Genomic DNA, 15,090 nt, shown 5'->3' with positions numbered 1-15,090 from the left:
TTATCGGGCCGGTTGTCACGCGTATTTACTGTTGCGGAATAGCCGGGACATCCGGCTCGCCGAGAGAAGGCATACCGAACATACCAACAAACTCATCCAGCGACATTTTTTGTCCGTTTAACGTAACCTGGCCGTTTGCATATTGCAGGCTGGAGCCGATGACGTTGTCCTGCATCGTTGTAATACGGAACATCTGACCCATTGCCGCCAGGCCATTCACCTGTTGTTTCGCCAGATCGGCCGCTTGTTCCTGCTGATAGCCTTCAATTTTGGCAATCTGCGTCATGAACTCAGTCGCCATATCAACCGGAATCGTCAGCTTAGCATCCAGTGATTTGACCGAACGATCCACTTCCTGAGCCAGCGTTTGTGGTTCCTCAGTATTTGCTGTCGGATCTTTTAGCAGCAGTGACAGATTAAATGCGGTTTCACCTTTCGCATTTTTCCAGCTCAGCGGGGCAATGGTGATAACCGGCTCGCCTTTCATCAGAATCGGCAGCGCATTGAAGAAGGCTTCAGTGACTTTTTGCTGATAAAGCTCAGGATTTTGTACCACATCAATCTGCGCCATCAGCGCCTTGGTTTGGGCGCTATACTGCTGACTGAACTGGTGTAATGCTTCACCGTCAATCTGGCCAACTTTCAGCGTCAGTTTACCGCTACCCATATCCTGACCCTGCAATTTCAGACTGTTCAGCGTGTAATCCAACTGGCTGTTGACAGTTTTACCGTCGTTGATCAGATCGGATTTACCATCAATACCCATGCCTTCCAGAACCGCCAACTCTTTACCTTCGACGGAAATCGACAGTTTATCGAGTGACAATTTCTGGTCGCCTATGCGCTCACCAAAGCTGGCAATACTGCTGGAACCCTCAGTTTTCAGGTTATTGAAAGTCATTTGTACTTTCTGGTCATACTCGTTGACCGCATTGACCACGCCGCTTTGCGCATTGCCTGTCAGCGAGACAGCGTTACCTTCTTTGTCTGCTGTAAACTGGAATTCCCCGCCGCTGAAGGCTACTTTTTCGTCGCCTTTCTCATAGTTCAGTGGTTTGAGGGAGAGATCGGAACGGGTATCGCCGCTGTAGCCGATTCGGGAATTAATGACAAATGGCGACTCACCTTTGGCAATATCAAACAGTGGTTTGGTAACGTCGTTATTGACCAGAGTCGTTTTCACGGAGGCCATAGCCGGGACCAGATTCAGTGATTTCAACTGAGCCAGCGGGAATGGACCGTGATCGACGGTTTCATTCAGGACGATACTTTGCCCCGGTTTTAGCCAGGAATCTGCCTGCCCGGCGATTGGTTTCACCACCAATTGCAGTTGGCTATTGAACACCCCGCGCTGGTAGTTTTGATAACTCAGTTCAATGCCCGCCTCAGGGGAGAAACGTTTTAACTGATCGTTTGCCTGTGTCACCATCTCGGCGAGATGCGTTTCAAGTTTCTTACCTGTGTACCAGGCGCCGCCCGTCCAGACGATACCCAGCGCAACCACCACACCCGCAGCTACCAGCGATTTTTTCATTTCGATATCCATAAAATAAAACCAGGCGTTTGAAGACGCCTGGAGGAGTGACATGTCTTTAACACACTACAGCTTAGCAAGAGTTGTTAAAAATATCAGTATCTTGCTATAGCTTGTTATAAACCCGGGCTAAACGACCTGCGCCACTGATGTTAACCGGCGATTCATTCGCGCCAATAAAGGCCGATTCACCCGGTCGCAGAACCAGACGTTGCTCGCCTTTGCTCAGCACGGCTTTACCCTCTATGCAGAACAAAATAGCCGCACTTTGCTGGCTGATATCTGCGCCACTGGTAGTAAGCTCATGCAGGGAGAACGCAAAATCATCAACCGGGATTGGGAAGTCCAGTTCACCATCAGATTCAACCGGCGTGGTCAGTAACTGGTTTGCTGGCTTGGCGACAAACTTCACGTTGGCGACCAGTTCCGGGATATCAATATATTTTGGCGTCAGTCCGGCACGCAGCACGTTGTCCGAGTTAGCCATCACCTCAAGCGCCACACCTTGCAGGTAAGCGTGCGGGGTTTCGGCAAATAAGAACATAGCCTCGCCTGGATTGAGTTTCACCACATTGAGCAGCAGCGGGGAGAAAAGCCCACTGTCGTTCGGGTAGACGTCAGCGATCAGACGGATGGTTTGCCAGGGTTCACCCTGCTGGCTGTTCAGCGCTGATTTCAGGATCGCCAACGCATGGGATTTCTCCTCATCCTGCATATTCAGCAAGCTGGCGAAAAGATAGCTCAGACGTTCCGCACTCGGCTCTTCCAGGAAATGTGCAATAGCCGGATGTGCGGCGGAAACGGGTTGTAACAATGCAACAATGTCAGAGAACTCGCGGAATGCGTTCATCGCCAGGAAAGGCGTCAAAGCAAATACCAGTTCTGGTTTGTGGTTAGGATCTTTGTAGTTGCGCTCGGCGGCATCCATCGGGATCCCCGCAGCGTTTTCTTTGGCAAATCCAATTTCAGAATTGTGCTTGTTAGGATGAACCTGAATCGAAAGCGGTTGAGCAGCACAGAGCACTTTAAACAGGAAGGGCAGTTCACCAAAACGTTGCGCTACGGCATCGCCTAGCAGTGCGGATTTATCGTGCTCGATAACGTCGCGCAGAGCAACCGTCTGACCGTCAGCGCCCAGAACCTGCGAACTGCTTTTCGGATGCGCGCCCATCCACAACTCAGCCATCGGTTGCTGAGTGGGGTTGGCAATGCCATAGAGTTCCGTTAACGCCGTTTTACTTCCCCAGGCGTAGTTCTGCACTGAGTTGATGAGTTTTTGCATTATCAAGCCCTGTTTCAATGTTGAATTTTCTACGGCTATTAAACCAAGAAACCCTGAGGGAAGTAACCTGCACATGTAAAAAGTCGTACTTGTCTCAGTTTTTGTTAAAAAAATGTGTAGGATATGGTGACTCGCTTTTAATACCCTGAGTAATTCCGGTTGCAGAAAGCTCTTCCTTCTACAACCGGATCTGCGGCAGGGAAGCAGGGCAATGGAACATCTGCCCAGAGAATAACCAGACCGAGCAGTATGTGAGAGCACAATGTCAAACAAACCCTTTCATTATCAGCATCCTTTCCCCCTCAAAAAGGATGATACCGAATACTATCTGCTGACCAGCGACTATGTCTCTGTTGCCGAATTTGAAGGGCAGGAGATTGTTAAAGTTGCACCGCAAGCCTTAACCCTGCTGGCTCGTCAGGCCTTTCATGATGCGTCGTTTATGCTGCGTCCCGCACATCAACAGCAGGTAGCTGATATTCTGCGCGACCCGGAGGCCAGCGAAAACGACAAATATGTGGCCCTGCAATTCCTGCGTAACTCTGACATCGCGGCAAAAGGCATTTTGCCGACCTGTCAGGACACCGGAACTGCGATTATCGTGGGTAAAAAAGGTCAGCGTGTCTGGACCGGTGGGGGTGATGAGGAGGCGCTGGCACGAGGCGTCTATAACACCTACATCGAAGACAACCTGCGCTATTCACAAAACGCAGCGCTGGATATGTATAAAGAGGTGAACACCGGTACCAACCTGCCAGCACAAATCGATTTGTATACCGTCGACGGAGATGAATACAAATTCCTGTGTATTGCCAAAGGTGGTGGTTCGGCGAACAAAACCTATCTGTACCAGGAAACCAAAGCGCTGTTAACGCCGGGCAAATTAAAAAATTACCTGGTTGAGAAAATGCGTACGTTGGGCACTGCGGCCTGTCCGCCGTATCACATCGCGTTCGTAATCGGTGGAACATCGGCAGAAGCCACGCTGAAAACGGTCAAACTGGCTTCTGCAAAATACTACGACGAATTGCCGACAGAAGGTAACGAACATGGTCAGGCATTCCGCGATGTAGAGCTGGAAAAAGAGCTGCTGATTGAGGCGCAGAATTTGGGGCTTGGCGCGCAGTTTGGCGGGAAGTACTTCGCGCATGATATCCGCGTGATCCGCCTGCCGCGTCACGGCGCGTCGTGTCCGGTTGGAATGGGCGTTTCTTGCTCAGCCGATCGAAATATCAAAGCCAAGATCAACCGTGAAGGTATCTGGATCGAAAAACTGGAACATAATCCTGGCAAATTTATACCGGAAGAGCTGCGCCAGGCGGGAGAGGGCGAAGCGGTGCGCGTTGACCTCAATCGTCCGATGAAAGAGATTCTGGCTCAGCTTTCCCAGTATCCGGTTTCCACGCGTCTGTCGCTCAACGGTACAATTATCGTTGGCCGTGATATTGCGCATGCGAAACTGAAAGAACGTCTGGATAACGGCGAAAGTTTGCCGCAGTATGTTAAAGATCACCCGATCTATTACGCAGGTCCGGCAAAAACGCCGGAAGGCTATGCCTCTGGTTCGCTGGGGCCAACCACTGCCGGACGTATGGACTCGTATGTTGACCAGCTTCAGGCCGCTGGTGGGAGCATGATTATGCTGGCGAAAGGCAATCGCAGCCAGCAGGTGACCGATGCTTGCCATAAACATGGCGGCTTCTATTTGGGCAGTATTGGCGGCCCCGCCGCGGTGCTGGCTCAGGGCAGTATCAAGAGCCTGGAGTGCGTGGAATACCCGGAACTCGGGATGGAAGCCATCTGGAAAATTGAAGTAGAAGATTTCCCGGCATTTATCCTGGTAGATGACAAAGGCAACGATTTCTTCAAGCAAATTCAGACGTCGCAGTGCGCACGCTGCGTTAAGTAACGTCAGCCGCCCTTCGGGGCGGTTTTTTTTACCGCACGAACCACCAAACGACAGCTTTATCCTCGTTAATACTCATAAGACCAATGCAAATGGGCAATGTCGAAACATAACCTAATCAACTGTTAATGTAAGGAGCAGGTAATGGTAACGGTACGCCGCGAGAATGATTCAATGGGGGCGATTGATGTTCCTGCCGATAAGCTTTGGGGCGCGCAAACCCAACGTTCGCTGGAGCATTTTCGTATCTCTACGGAGAAAATGCCGGTCTCGCTGATCCATGCGCTGGCGCTGACGAAACGCGCCGCGGCAAAGGTTAACCAGGATCTGGGGCTGCTGGCGGAGGATAAAGCCAGGGCTATTATGCAGGCTGCAGATGAGGTGTTGGCAGATAAACACCGCGATGAGTTTCCGCTGGCCATCTGGCAAACCGGCTCAGGCACGCAAAGCAATATGAACATGAACGAGGTGCTGGCAAACCGGGCCAGCGAATTGCTGGGCGGCGTGCGGGGGATGGAGCGAAAAGTACACCCCAACGATGATGTCAATAAAAGCCAAAGCTCGAACGATGTCTTCCCGACCGCAATGCACGTTGCCGCACTGCTGGCGCTGCGTAAATCTTTGATCCCACAATTAAATGTTTTGACCAAAACGCTCAGTGATAAGTCCCACGCTTTCGCCGATATCGTTAAAATTGGTCGTACACATCTGCAAGATGCAACTCCACTTACGCTTGGCCAGGAGATTTCCGGCTGGGTAGCAATGCTTGAACATAACCTCAGACACATTGAAAACAGTTTACCGCATGTGGCAGAACTGGCGTTGGGGGGAACCGCGGTAGGTACCGGACTGAACACTCATCCCGAATACGCCCGCCGGGTCGCGGACGAACTGCGGGTCATTACCTGCGCGCCGTTCGTTACCGCTCCGAATAAATTTGAAGCGCTGGCCACCTGCGATGCCCTGGTTCATGCCCACGGAGCGCTAAAAGGGCTGGCAGCGTCGCTGATGAAAATCGCCAACGATGTACGCTGGCTGGCATCTGGCCCGCGCTGTGGTATTGGCGAAATTTCAATTCCGGAAAACGAACCGGGCAGCTCGATCATGCCGGGTAAAGTCAATCCTACCCAGTGTGAAGCGCTGACCATGTTGTGCTGCCAGGTGATGGGTAACGATGTCGCCATCAATATGGGCGGGGCGTCAGGTAACTTTGAGCTCAACGTCTATCGACCGATGGTCATCCACAACTTCCTGCAGTCGGTACGCCTGCTGGCGGACGGTATGGAAAGCTTCAATGAACATTGCGCGACGGGAATCGAGCCCAACCGTGAACGAATAGATCAACTGCTCAATGAGTCGCTGATGCTGGTGACCGCGCTCAACACCCATATCGGTTACGATAAAGCGGCTGAAATTGCCAAAAAAGCGCATAAAGAAGGGCTGACGCTAAAAGCCTCCGCTCTGGCGCTGGGATATCTAACCGAAGCGGAGTTCGACAGCTGGGTACGTCCGGAGCTGATGGTTGGCAGCATGCGGCCAGGCAGTTAATCCGCAACGTACAGGTGCAGCCGGGGAATAATCAATCTCAACGGCTGCGCCTGAGGTTTAAAGCGATGCTGAACGTTATCGGCATCGTAATTCAGTAACTCGCCGATATCCGGTACGGTCATACCGTTGTCGTCATTAAGCAGTGCAATTAGTGGCGTCGGGCAGGCATATTGCACCTGTTTTTGCTCTCCTTTGTACCAGACTCGGGCAATAGGCTGCACTTTTACCGGCCTTTTAATTTTCAGGCGGGCCTGCTGCGGTAAGTCGGCGATATCCTGATATTCGCGTTCAAGCTTCGCCTGCCATTCTTCACGTGTCCAGGGATGTACGCTGCGCGGTGAGGTCAGGCTTTTTTCCAGTTGCTGCAGTACTTCATCGCGTTTCAGGTTTTTAATAATGTGCTTGTTAGCCCAGCCGAATCGCAGGGTGGCAGGATCTCTGACAACGGTGAGCGTGCGATAGGCATTCAGTGTAATCAGCCCCGGCAGGTGGCGATGCACCCATTCGAAACGTGCTGCCGGCGCCAGCCCTGACTCTACTGTAACAATGCGCTCGAAGGTGGTTTTCAACTGGTTTATACGCTGGATTTGTTCTTCCAGAGCACATTGCGCCGCATTATCAACCTGGTAGCACAATACACCCGGCAGGCGGACGGCCGCTTTGCTGCTGCGGTTTTCGGACTGCTGCTGAATAAACAGGTGACGGTAATGGCGCAGTGCCAGCGCTTCAGCCTCTTTGCCTAAATGCTGCTTAACATCAATGCTCTGCAGAGGGGCATGCTCTGCCTCTTTGACCACTTCCGGTAACGAGAATACGCGGGCAATCAGCAGCGTCTGCTGCAACAGGTTTTCGTTCAGAAGCGCCAGTTCTTGTTCCATCTGGCGAAAGGTGCCGTTCAGGCGGTCAACGAGATCGTAACGGGCCATAGATTTACCATTTTAGTTACAACATACTTTTTTATAGCACAACATTCACCGCCTGGCCACCGAGCAGAATAGGTCAGGCAGCCGAAATTTCAGGAATGTTATGCCAGACGGGCCAACGGAAAGTAAACCGGGCGCCGCCAAGTTCACTTTCATCACAGACGACCGTCCCTCCCATAGCCAACGCTATTGAGTGGACGATGGCTAACCCAAGCCCACAACCCCCGGTCGCCCGGTCACGGCTGGGGTCAAGGCGTACAAACGGTTCAAAAACCTGTTCGCGAGCGTCTGGTGCAATACCGGGACCGTCGTCTTCCACTACCAGCGTGGCTTGATTGCCGTTCAGCAGCAGACTGGCTTGCACCGTTGACTGGCAATAGCGCAGGGCATTATTCAGCAAATTATCCAGGACCCGCTCCATCAGGCGCATATCCAACGCGCCGTAGTCGCCAGTTTCGAGATGACGTAATTGCACCGCACGGTCAGGATTTACGCTTTGCACATCCTCCAGATGGGTTGTCAACCAAGCAGGCAGGTCCGGTACGCTGAGTTTCAGTTCATTTTGCGGGCGATCCAGGCGGGCGTAGGTCAGTAACTCTTCGATCAACGCTTCCAGTTGGCCGATATCACGATTCAGCGCCTGAGATTCCTGCTCGGTGAGGTTATCACTCATTTCCAGCCGGTAACGTAAACGTACCAGCGGGGTACGAAGCTCATGGGCAATACCATCGATGAGCTGTTTTTTACTGGCGATCAGCGCATTGATATTGTCGGCCATTTGGTTAAACGCTACGCCCAGGCGCTCAAAGCTGGAACCGCTGTCAAAATGAAGGCGTTCACTCAGATGTCCTTCACCAAAACGTTGTGCGGCGGATTCGAGTCTGAGCATTTCCTGCCAGTGCGGGCGCATCCAGATCAGTACCGGGAAGGCCAGTGAGATAGCAATAAACGCCATCAGCGCGATGTCCAGCAAGCGCATTTGATGGAGAAAATAGAGGTAGGGAACCGGACCGACGGCCAGCACATAATGGCTGCGAGGAATGCGTTGAATGAAGGTGTATTGATCGTCAAGTGCCACAATATCGCCTTCGCGCAAACGCTGCATGGTTGGGGCATCCAGTGTGTACTTATTCAGCGGTTCAACGCGCAGGTCAAATGAGAGGTTTAAATCCATCTCCTTCAGCGTCTTACCCCAGTCGCGTGGCGGGATTTCGCGTAGTTCACTGCGCATCAGGTACAACGAGCTTTTCATCAAATCGTCGAGCGACTGTCTGCCTGCGCGTTCTGCGGTGAATTTGTATACCAGACCGACCAACAGGGTCATCACCAAAAAGCAGACAAACAGCAGGAGGTAAAACTGCACAAACAGTTTCTTCATAAAAAATCACCGAACGCTCAATAAGTTAGCGAGTGCACGTGTCCCTCAGGGGAAAAGTGGGCACAGCGGTATCCGCCGATGCGTGGGTTCAGAAAGGTTCTCCGATCACCATCCGGCGTGCTTGTCCACGCAGAGTACACTGTATATCTCTTTTCTGCATTCTTATGGCTCCTACGGGCGCGGAATGACCTTTCGCTGGATCACGCATTGCTTTCTACGCTGTAAGTTAATCAAAATCGGGGTGGGGTTGTTCTGGCGTATGTCACGACCGCACCTAAAAGGTTACTTCGTTTCTCAACGTAGATGGTGTTGTTATATTCGTAGTTACCTTCGGGATAGCAAATTCTGATGTTAGTCCCGAGATCCGGATCGTCAACATCAGCCCCCGAACAACTTTTAGAACTTCCTGTAGCATAGACGTATGTGGCGGTATAGGACGAGGGGACACCCGGAATGAACCAGGTTATCGCCATAACCATGATCACTGAAAACAGCACCATGGCAATGCTGATGCCACCAAATAATTTCAGATAGGTTTGGAAGGGACTTTTTTTCATTATTCCATTACCTACCAGAAATAAGGTAATTAACAATGACACTGCCAGAGAAATAAGCATGAGATATTTGGATGTGAGCGGGTAGAGAAATGTCGCTCTGTATATCGTTACCTTCCACCAATAAAAGAGAAAAATTGCGCCGAGAGATGAGACGGTAACAAAAAACAAATATGGATATGAGTATTTTCTCATCCTTGTGACTCCAGAACAATTTCTCCATTTGGGTTTAATAAATTACCATTTGTTTTGAATAATGAAAACGGCTCTCTTGTTTGAATTGTTAGGTACGCCGCAGACCAGAGAATTTGCGCTATCTTTGGGGATATAGGCATAATAATAAAAGGGATATTCTCACCCGTGGCAGGGATGACTGACCTTGCGTATAATGCGTGCCGATACTTCCTGAAAAGTGCTGTGACTGAAAATATGAATCTCAATCGCTGTTGTTATTCGCTACTCATTTTCGCAGCGGTCGGCTGCATTTTCACCGCTTATCCTCTTGTTATATGGTTTCTACTCGCCAACGTTCTGACGCTGCTGTTATACGGCGTGGACAAAATGGCGGCACGCAAGGACTGGCGCAGAGTGCCGGAATCCACATTGCTGGTGTTTGGCGTTGTGGGCGGATGGGGCGGCGCGATAGCGGGTCAACAAATCTTTCGCCATAAAACACAAAAGCAGCCTTTCAAAACCTACTTCATTATCAGTGTGATAGTCAGTGTTTCTGTGATGGGTGTGATTTATAAGTTCTATCCATTTTTACCTTCCTGAGTATGGTTGGTGAATAAACTGCCGGTTTATTTGAGGCAGGAAATATATTTTTCACCTGAACGGCGCACAATCTCATCGGCATTTTGCGTAATATCTTTACCTTCAAATGCGCCGTAAAGTTGCTTAAATTTCACTGTTCTCAGGCGTTGGATGATGTCGCTGACGGTGGCGGCTGGCAACGGTAGCATATTGGGGTAGCTCCACATAAATGAGACTGCATGGGCACCTGGTGTAACTTGAACGATGTCGCCAGAAAGCACCACGCCTTCGTCACGCGCCCAGTGCAGGACGCAGCCGCCAGCAAAGTGCCCGCCGAGACGTATCATCGTGACGTCACGGGTTAACTCTATTGTGTCGCCATCCCAGAATCTAATCCACGGGCTGTCGCGCATTACCCACCTTCTGTCGCTGGCATGAAGGTAAATCGGCGCGTTAAATTCCGCAGCCCAGTCCTGCATGGTGGTGTAGTAATGAGGATGCGAAATCGCGATAGCCTTAAGGCCGCCAAGGGACGTTATTAGCGTTTTTGTGGCATCGTCGAGCGTGGCAATGCAGTCCCACAGAATATTTCCTTCTGGGGTACGCACAAGAAACGCGCGCTGATCAATTGCAAAGTCAGGAACGGTGCGGATGCTGAGGAGGGTACTGTCGTGTTGCTTCCACTTATTTGTATGCGATGCACACAGGGTGTCAAAATCGATCCATTTCTGCCCGCTTGTGGGGACATATTGACGTTCATCCAGGCAGATATCGCAATGTTCCGGATGGGCGCCAGTTACCTCATAGGATGTTCCACAGGTTTTGCATAACGTGATCATCGTGTTCTCCTCATATACCGAACACAGTCAGCATGGCACACAGATACACAAGGATGTGCCTGTTAGTGCTCTACCCGATAAGTCAGTGATGATGGAAGTGGGGGTTGTGGCTCAACCAAAAGAAAACAGGAATAATGCCGACACGGATCTTTTTGATTACCATCTTCCAGAGAAAAATGAGGATATTGTTTGGAAAATCGTCTGTTCAACACCTGGCTCAACCGTTGGGGGCTCACACCAGATGGTGAACCGTTTGAAACGCACACATCGCTGCTTTTGCCTGTGCTGGTGGTCAAGGACGGGCAGAAAGCCATACTAAAGATCACCGATGATGACAGTGAACGGATCGGCTGTGAACTCATGGTCTGGTGGAACGGAAATGGCGCAGCGAAAGTACTTGCTCATGCAGCAGGGGCGATTCTGCTGGAACGTGCGACAGGGAAAGGGTCTTTAGCGGACATGTCCTGGACTGGCAACGATGCGCAGGCCTGTCGCATTATTTGCCATGCTGCCAGTAGACTCCATCTCTCCCGAAATGCTTCTACGCCTGCGTTAACACCTCTGCACCATTGGTTTCGCGATCTGGCTCCTGCCGCGAAAAAGCATGGCGGTATCCTGACGCGTTGTGCTGCGGTGGCAAACGTACTGCTATCTTCACCCCATGATGAAGTCGTATTACATGGCGATCTACACCACGGCAATATTCTTGATTTCGGAACGAGAGGATGGCTGGCTATCGATCCCAAAGGGCTGGTGGGCGAGCGTGGCTTTGATTACGCCAATATCTTTACTAATCCCGATCTTGCCGAACCTACCAGACCTGTCGCCATTGAGCCGGAAAGATTCACGCAACGAGTCAACATTGTGTCTGAAATCGCCAGAATTGAACGGCAGCGTTTACTGATGTGGATTGTTGCCTGGTGTGGGTTGTCGTCCGTCTGGTTTCTGCAAGAGGGTGACAGCGCAACGGTACCTCTGCGTATTGCGGAGCTAGCGATGGCAGAACTTGCTTCAGGTGGTAATCAATTTTGATCTACGACACTGGGTTAGTAATTCTTAAGAGTTATCATTAGCCTGGTAAACGTTGTATTAATCAATTAATGAACGGCGGTGTGGTGTGTTGTTGAGCGAAAATTTGACAGGCCGGAAACAATGAACGCATTGTTTTCATTATTAAAAAAACGCCCGAATATTCTTTTGTTGATGGTCTTACTCATCGGGGCAAACATCGTAGCGTGGCTGTGGGCTTTCACCGCGTTTAGCAACAATACTTCCTTACTGGCACTGAGTCTGATTGCGTGGTGCTATGGTTTGCGCCATGCCGTTGATGCCGATCATATCGCCGCGATAGACAGCGCGACGCGTAAACTCATGCAGCAGAAAAAACGTGCCCTGACAACGGGGGCCTGGTTTTCTCTGGGACACTCTACCATTGTGGTGCTGGCCAGCATTGGCATTGCGTTAACTACCAGCGTGTTTAAGCAACATATGGCATGGTTTCAGAATGTCGGTGGTCTGATAGGAACTACGGTTTCTGCCGTATTTTTGCTGATTCTGGCTACCATCAATCTCATTATTTTCTGCCAGGTCTGGAAGGCATTCCGCCATCTTAAACGCACCGGTACTTACGATGGCACTACGGAAGACATTACAGTTTCAGGCCCTCTGAACTGGCTTTTCCGCTCAGCGTTTCGGCTGGTAGGTAAAGACTGGCATATGTATTTTGTCGGCTTTCTGTTTGGTCTGGGTTTTGATACCGCCACTGAAATTTCTCTGCTGGGAATTTCTGCTTCAAGCGCGTCCAGCGGCATGTCGATTTGGTCAATTCTCGTGTTCCCGGCGCTGTTTACCTGCGGTATGGCGTTAATTGATTGTCTCGACAGTATTCTGATGGTTGAGGCCTATGGATGGGCGTTCAATAAGCCGCAACGTAAGCTCTATTACAATATGACCATTACCGGGACTTCCGTGATTGTTGCGCTATTTATTGGCGGGCTGGAGGCGCTGGGACTTCTCTCTGACGCGTTTTCGCTTCAGGGTGGTTTGTGGGATACCGTCAGCAATTTGAGTGACCATATGGGGAATGTCGGTTTTGCGATTATTGGCGTCTTTATCGGCTGTTGGATTATCTCCGCCGTAAACTACCGTTGGAAAAAATACGACGGACTGACGTTTAGTTAGCTATCAATGTGACAGTGTAACGCCAGGTAATTAAGAGGGCCGATCAAAGTGACCGGCCCAGTTGGATTACTTCTGCGGCGCGTCGTCCCAGGCGTGCGGTGCGAACAGATAACCTTTGTTGCGTACCGTTTTGATTCGATAGGGTTCAGTCGCGTTATCGAGCAGTTTTTTGCGTAAGCGGGAAATCGCGACATCGACGCTGCGATCCATGCCGTCATAACTTACGCCACGCAAGTTTTTTAGCAACGCATCACGGTCCATAATCTGCCCGGCATGGGTTGCCAACTCCCACAGTAATTCAAAATCAGCGGTGGAAAGAGAGATTTGCTCGCCGCCGAGCAGCACGGAGCGGTTGGTGGGATCGATAGTGAGTGTGCCAAAGCGCAGCGTTGTGTGCGGTGTGATGGTTGCCGCTTGAATGCCTTTAGACTGTGCGGAGTGTTCATTCTGGCGCAGGTGCAGGCGCAGGCGAGCCAGCAGCACAGCTGGTGGCGTTGTCTTCAGGATATAGTCACAGGCGCCCATTTCCAGCGCCAGGATATGGTTCATGTCGCTGTCCAGCGAGGTGAGCAGAACAATCGGGCCTTGCCAGCGTCCGCGTAAATCGCGGCAGATAGTCATCCCGTCTTTGCCCGGCAGCATGATATCTAATAACACCAGATCGGGTTGAACGTGCAGGATTTTCTCCTCGGCCAAATCACCACGAGGTTCAAGGATAACCTCAATATCATGCCGGGCCAGATAGGCTGCAATCAGTGAGCCAACTTCGGGATCATCTTCAACAAATACGATGGTGTTCATATCATTCATTTTGAATATAAAACGCCAACATACACCGCCCCGGTTTTTCCTTCCATTAATCTTTTCTAAACAAGAACGCTTCCGTTATGCTAGAGGCTGATGTTATTGATGTGTTAAGGCAGAGTGATGGGACTCGTTATAAAAGCGGCGCTCGGTGCGCTGGTGGTGGTGTTGATAGGTTTGCTGGCGAAAACAAAGAATTACTATATTGCTGGATTAATTCCACTGTTCCCGACGTTTGCGTTGATTGCCCACTACATCGTGGCCAGTGAGCGAGGGATCGAGGCGTTACGTACAACCATTGTATTCAGTATGTGGTCGATTATTCCCTATTTTGTCTACCTTGTTTCACTGTGGTATTTCACTGGGTTTATGCGCTTACCCATCGCGCTCGGCGGTGCAGTAGTGTGCTGGAGCCTGAGCGCGTGGTTGCTGATCTTTTGTTGGATCAAACTGCACTAACGCAGATGACGCCCGCCATCAAGGGCAAAACTACGCCCGGTGACAAAACAACTGGTTAGTAGGTAGTCAATTAAATCAATGACCTCTTTTTCACCAGGCGCGGTTTTCATCAGTGATTTGTTTAGTGCCTGCTGGCGATACTCTGCATCGTCACCCTCGTTAAACAGGATAAGTGAGGGGGCAATCGCGTTCACTTTCACTTCCGGTGCCAGTTTGCGCGCGAACGAGCGGGTCATATTATCCAGCGCCGCTTTGCTGGCAGCATAAGCAATGTGTTTGTCGCTGCCACGCTCCACAACATAATCCGTAAAATGAATGATGTCGCTGGCTGCGTGCCCATGACCGCGTAGCAATCCTTCCAGCGCGTGGTTGAGCAGGTAGGGCGTATTGACGTGGATCTGCATCATACGTGACAGTACTTCGCTAAGCGGTGTGCCGGTTTTTTCGGCGACCCAGGCGCTGGCATTGTGCACAATGGCGCGCAAGCCATCCGTCTGTGCTTTGACCTCATCAGCAAAGGCCAGCACGCCTTCATCCGTGGAAAAGTCAGCCGGGATACAAATCGCGCCCGCTTCTCGCAGGCCGTCAATGGCAGGATAGTGAGTTCGGTAGCTGACGATAACTGGCTGTTTTTGGTTCAGAAAGTGCCATGCGACGGCGAGGCCGATACGACGACCACCTCCGGTGATAAGAATTGGCAAAGGAGGTTTTTTACCCATTGTTATACTCAGGCTCCATTAAAAACAGCATTTTACAAGAGAAAGGGTGTAAGTGGTGTATGAAACATTGGTGATCAGTGCAAACTCATTTGTACACAGTAGCACACAGGAATAAAATTGTTGGGGTTTGTTACAGCATCCTGATTTAGCGGTGAGCACATTTTAGTCGGGCTATAGTTGAAGGAGTAATAGAGAGAGGGGGATTAACGT

14 protein-coding genes are annotated in these 15,090 nt (G+C 50.8%); 6 read left to right on the top strand and 8 right to left on the bottom strand.

From position 1 onward, the window contains the following. Window positions 1–25: 25 nt before the first annotated feature. A complete protein-coding gene (locus tag OGY04_RS06690; RefSeq protein ID WP_286573770.1) occupies window positions 26–1,534 on the bottom strand; it encodes a YdgA family protein in 1,509 nt (502 codons plus the stop codon). A gap of 106 nt (window positions 1,535–1,640) precedes the next feature. Continuing rightward, a complete protein-coding gene (manA, locus tag OGY04_RS06685; RefSeq protein WP_286585022.1) occupies window positions 1,641–2,816 on the bottom strand; it encodes a mannose-6-phosphate isomerase in 1,176 nt (391 codons plus the stop codon). Window positions 2,817–3,078: 262 nt separating this feature from the next. Here manA and fumB point away from each other — a divergent pair, with 262 nt between their 5' ends. Together fumB and fumC are read left to right on the top strand one after the other, a co-directional pair. Next, on the top strand, window positions 3,079–4,725 hold the full coding sequence (fumB, locus tag OGY04_RS06680; RefSeq protein ID WP_003832822.1) for a class I fumarate hydratase: 1,647 nt from the start codon (window positions 3,079–3,081) through the stop codon (window positions 4,723–4,725). 141 nt (window positions 4,726–4,866) lie between these two features. After that, the gene (fumC, locus tag OGY04_RS06675; RefSeq protein ID WP_003028966.1) at window positions 4,867–6,270 is read left to right on the top strand and encodes a class II fumarate hydratase; all 1,404 of its coding nucleotides are present in this window, start codon (window positions 4,867–4,869) and stop codon (window positions 6,268–6,270) included. Here the strand turns inward: fumC and tus are convergent. From tus to OGY04_RS23125, 3 genes are all read right to left on the bottom strand, one after another. Further along, entirely contained in the window at window positions 6,267–7,196 is a 930-nt protein-coding gene (tus, locus tag OGY04_RS06670) for a DNA replication terminus site-binding protein (RefSeq protein WP_153687211.1), read from the bottom strand. The two genes, fumC and tus, sit on opposite strands and share 4 nt — an antisense overlap. Before the next feature lie 73 nt (window positions 7,197–7,269). Further along, window positions 7,270–8,571 (bottom strand): two-component system sensor histidine kinase RstB, encoded by a 1,302-nt coding sequence (rstB, locus tag OGY04_RS06665; RefSeq protein WP_060682245.1) that lies wholly within the window; start codon window positions 8,569–8,571, stop codon window positions 7,270–7,272. A gap of 230 nt (window positions 8,572–8,801) precedes the next feature. Next, window positions 8,802–9,320: a hypothetical protein gene (locus tag OGY04_RS23125; protein ID WP_079933994.1), complete on the bottom strand. Its 519-nt coding sequence runs from the start codon at window positions 9,318–9,320 to the stop codon at window positions 8,802–8,804. A gap of 234 nt (window positions 9,321–9,554) precedes the next feature. Here OGY04_RS23125 and OGY04_RS06655 point away from each other — a divergent pair, with 234 nt between their 5' ends. Next, window positions 9,555–9,899, top strand: a complete 345-nt coding sequence (locus OGY04_RS06655; RefSeq protein ID WP_032944411.1) for a DUF1294 domain-containing protein — start codon at window positions 9,555–9,557, stop codon at window positions 9,897–9,899. Between the two features lie 26 nt (window positions 9,900–9,925). Here the strand turns inward: OGY04_RS06655 and OGY04_RS06650 are convergent, their stop codons facing one another. Further along, window positions 9,926–10,717: an MBL fold metallo-hydrolase gene (locus OGY04_RS06650; protein ID WP_032943363.1), complete on the bottom strand. Its 792-nt coding sequence runs from the start codon at window positions 10,715–10,717 to the stop codon at window positions 9,926–9,928. A gap of 189 nt (window positions 10,718–10,906) precedes the next feature. Between OGY04_RS06650 and OGY04_RS06645 the strand changes: the two genes are divergently transcribed. Together OGY04_RS06645 and OGY04_RS06640 are read left to right on the top strand one after the other, a co-directional pair. Then, the gene (locus OGY04_RS06645; protein ID WP_286585020.1) at window positions 10,907–11,749 is read left to right on the top strand and encodes an aminoglycoside phosphotransferase family protein; all 843 of its coding nucleotides are present in this window, start codon (window positions 10,907–10,909) and stop codon (window positions 11,747–11,749) included. A 120-nt stretch (window positions 11,750–11,869) separates the two neighbouring features. Next, window positions 11,870–12,898: a HoxN/HupN/NixA family nickel/cobalt transporter gene (locus tag OGY04_RS06640; RefSeq protein ID WP_032943366.1), complete on the top strand. Its 1,029-nt coding sequence runs from the start codon at window positions 11,870–11,872 to the stop codon at window positions 12,896–12,898. Between the two features lie 66 nt (window positions 12,899–12,964). Here the strand turns inward: OGY04_RS06640 and rstA are convergent, their stop codons facing one another. After that, complete coding sequence (rstA, locus tag OGY04_RS06635; RefSeq protein WP_103285166.1) at window positions 12,965–13,708, bottom strand: two-component system response regulator RstA; 744 nt, start codon at window positions 13,706–13,708, stop codon at window positions 12,965–12,967. Between the two features lie 117 nt (window positions 13,709–13,825). Here rstA and OGY04_RS06630 point away from each other — a divergent pair, with 117 nt between their 5' ends. Then, window positions 13,826–14,161, top strand: a complete 336-nt coding sequence (locus OGY04_RS06630) for a GlpM family protein (RefSeq protein WP_008784705.1) — start codon at window positions 13,826–13,828, stop codon at window positions 14,159–14,161. Here the strand turns inward: OGY04_RS06630 and folM are convergent. Then, window positions 14,158–14,880, bottom strand: a complete 723-nt coding sequence (folM, locus tag OGY04_RS06625) for a dihydromonapterin reductase (RefSeq protein ID WP_286585017.1) — start codon at window positions 14,878–14,880, stop codon at window positions 14,158–14,160. The two genes, OGY04_RS06630 and folM, sit on opposite strands and share 4 nt — an antisense overlap. Window positions 14,881–15,090: the final 210 nt, after the last annotated feature.

Source organism: Citrobacter sp. Cpo091 (assembly GCF_030332645.1).
Lineage (GTDB): Bacteria > Pseudomonadota > Gammaproteobacteria > Enterobacterales > Enterobacteriaceae > Citrobacter > Citrobacter portucalensis.
The sequence above is the reverse complement of the archived record's forward strand: the minus strand, read 5'-3'. Positions and strand labels throughout refer to the sequence as shown.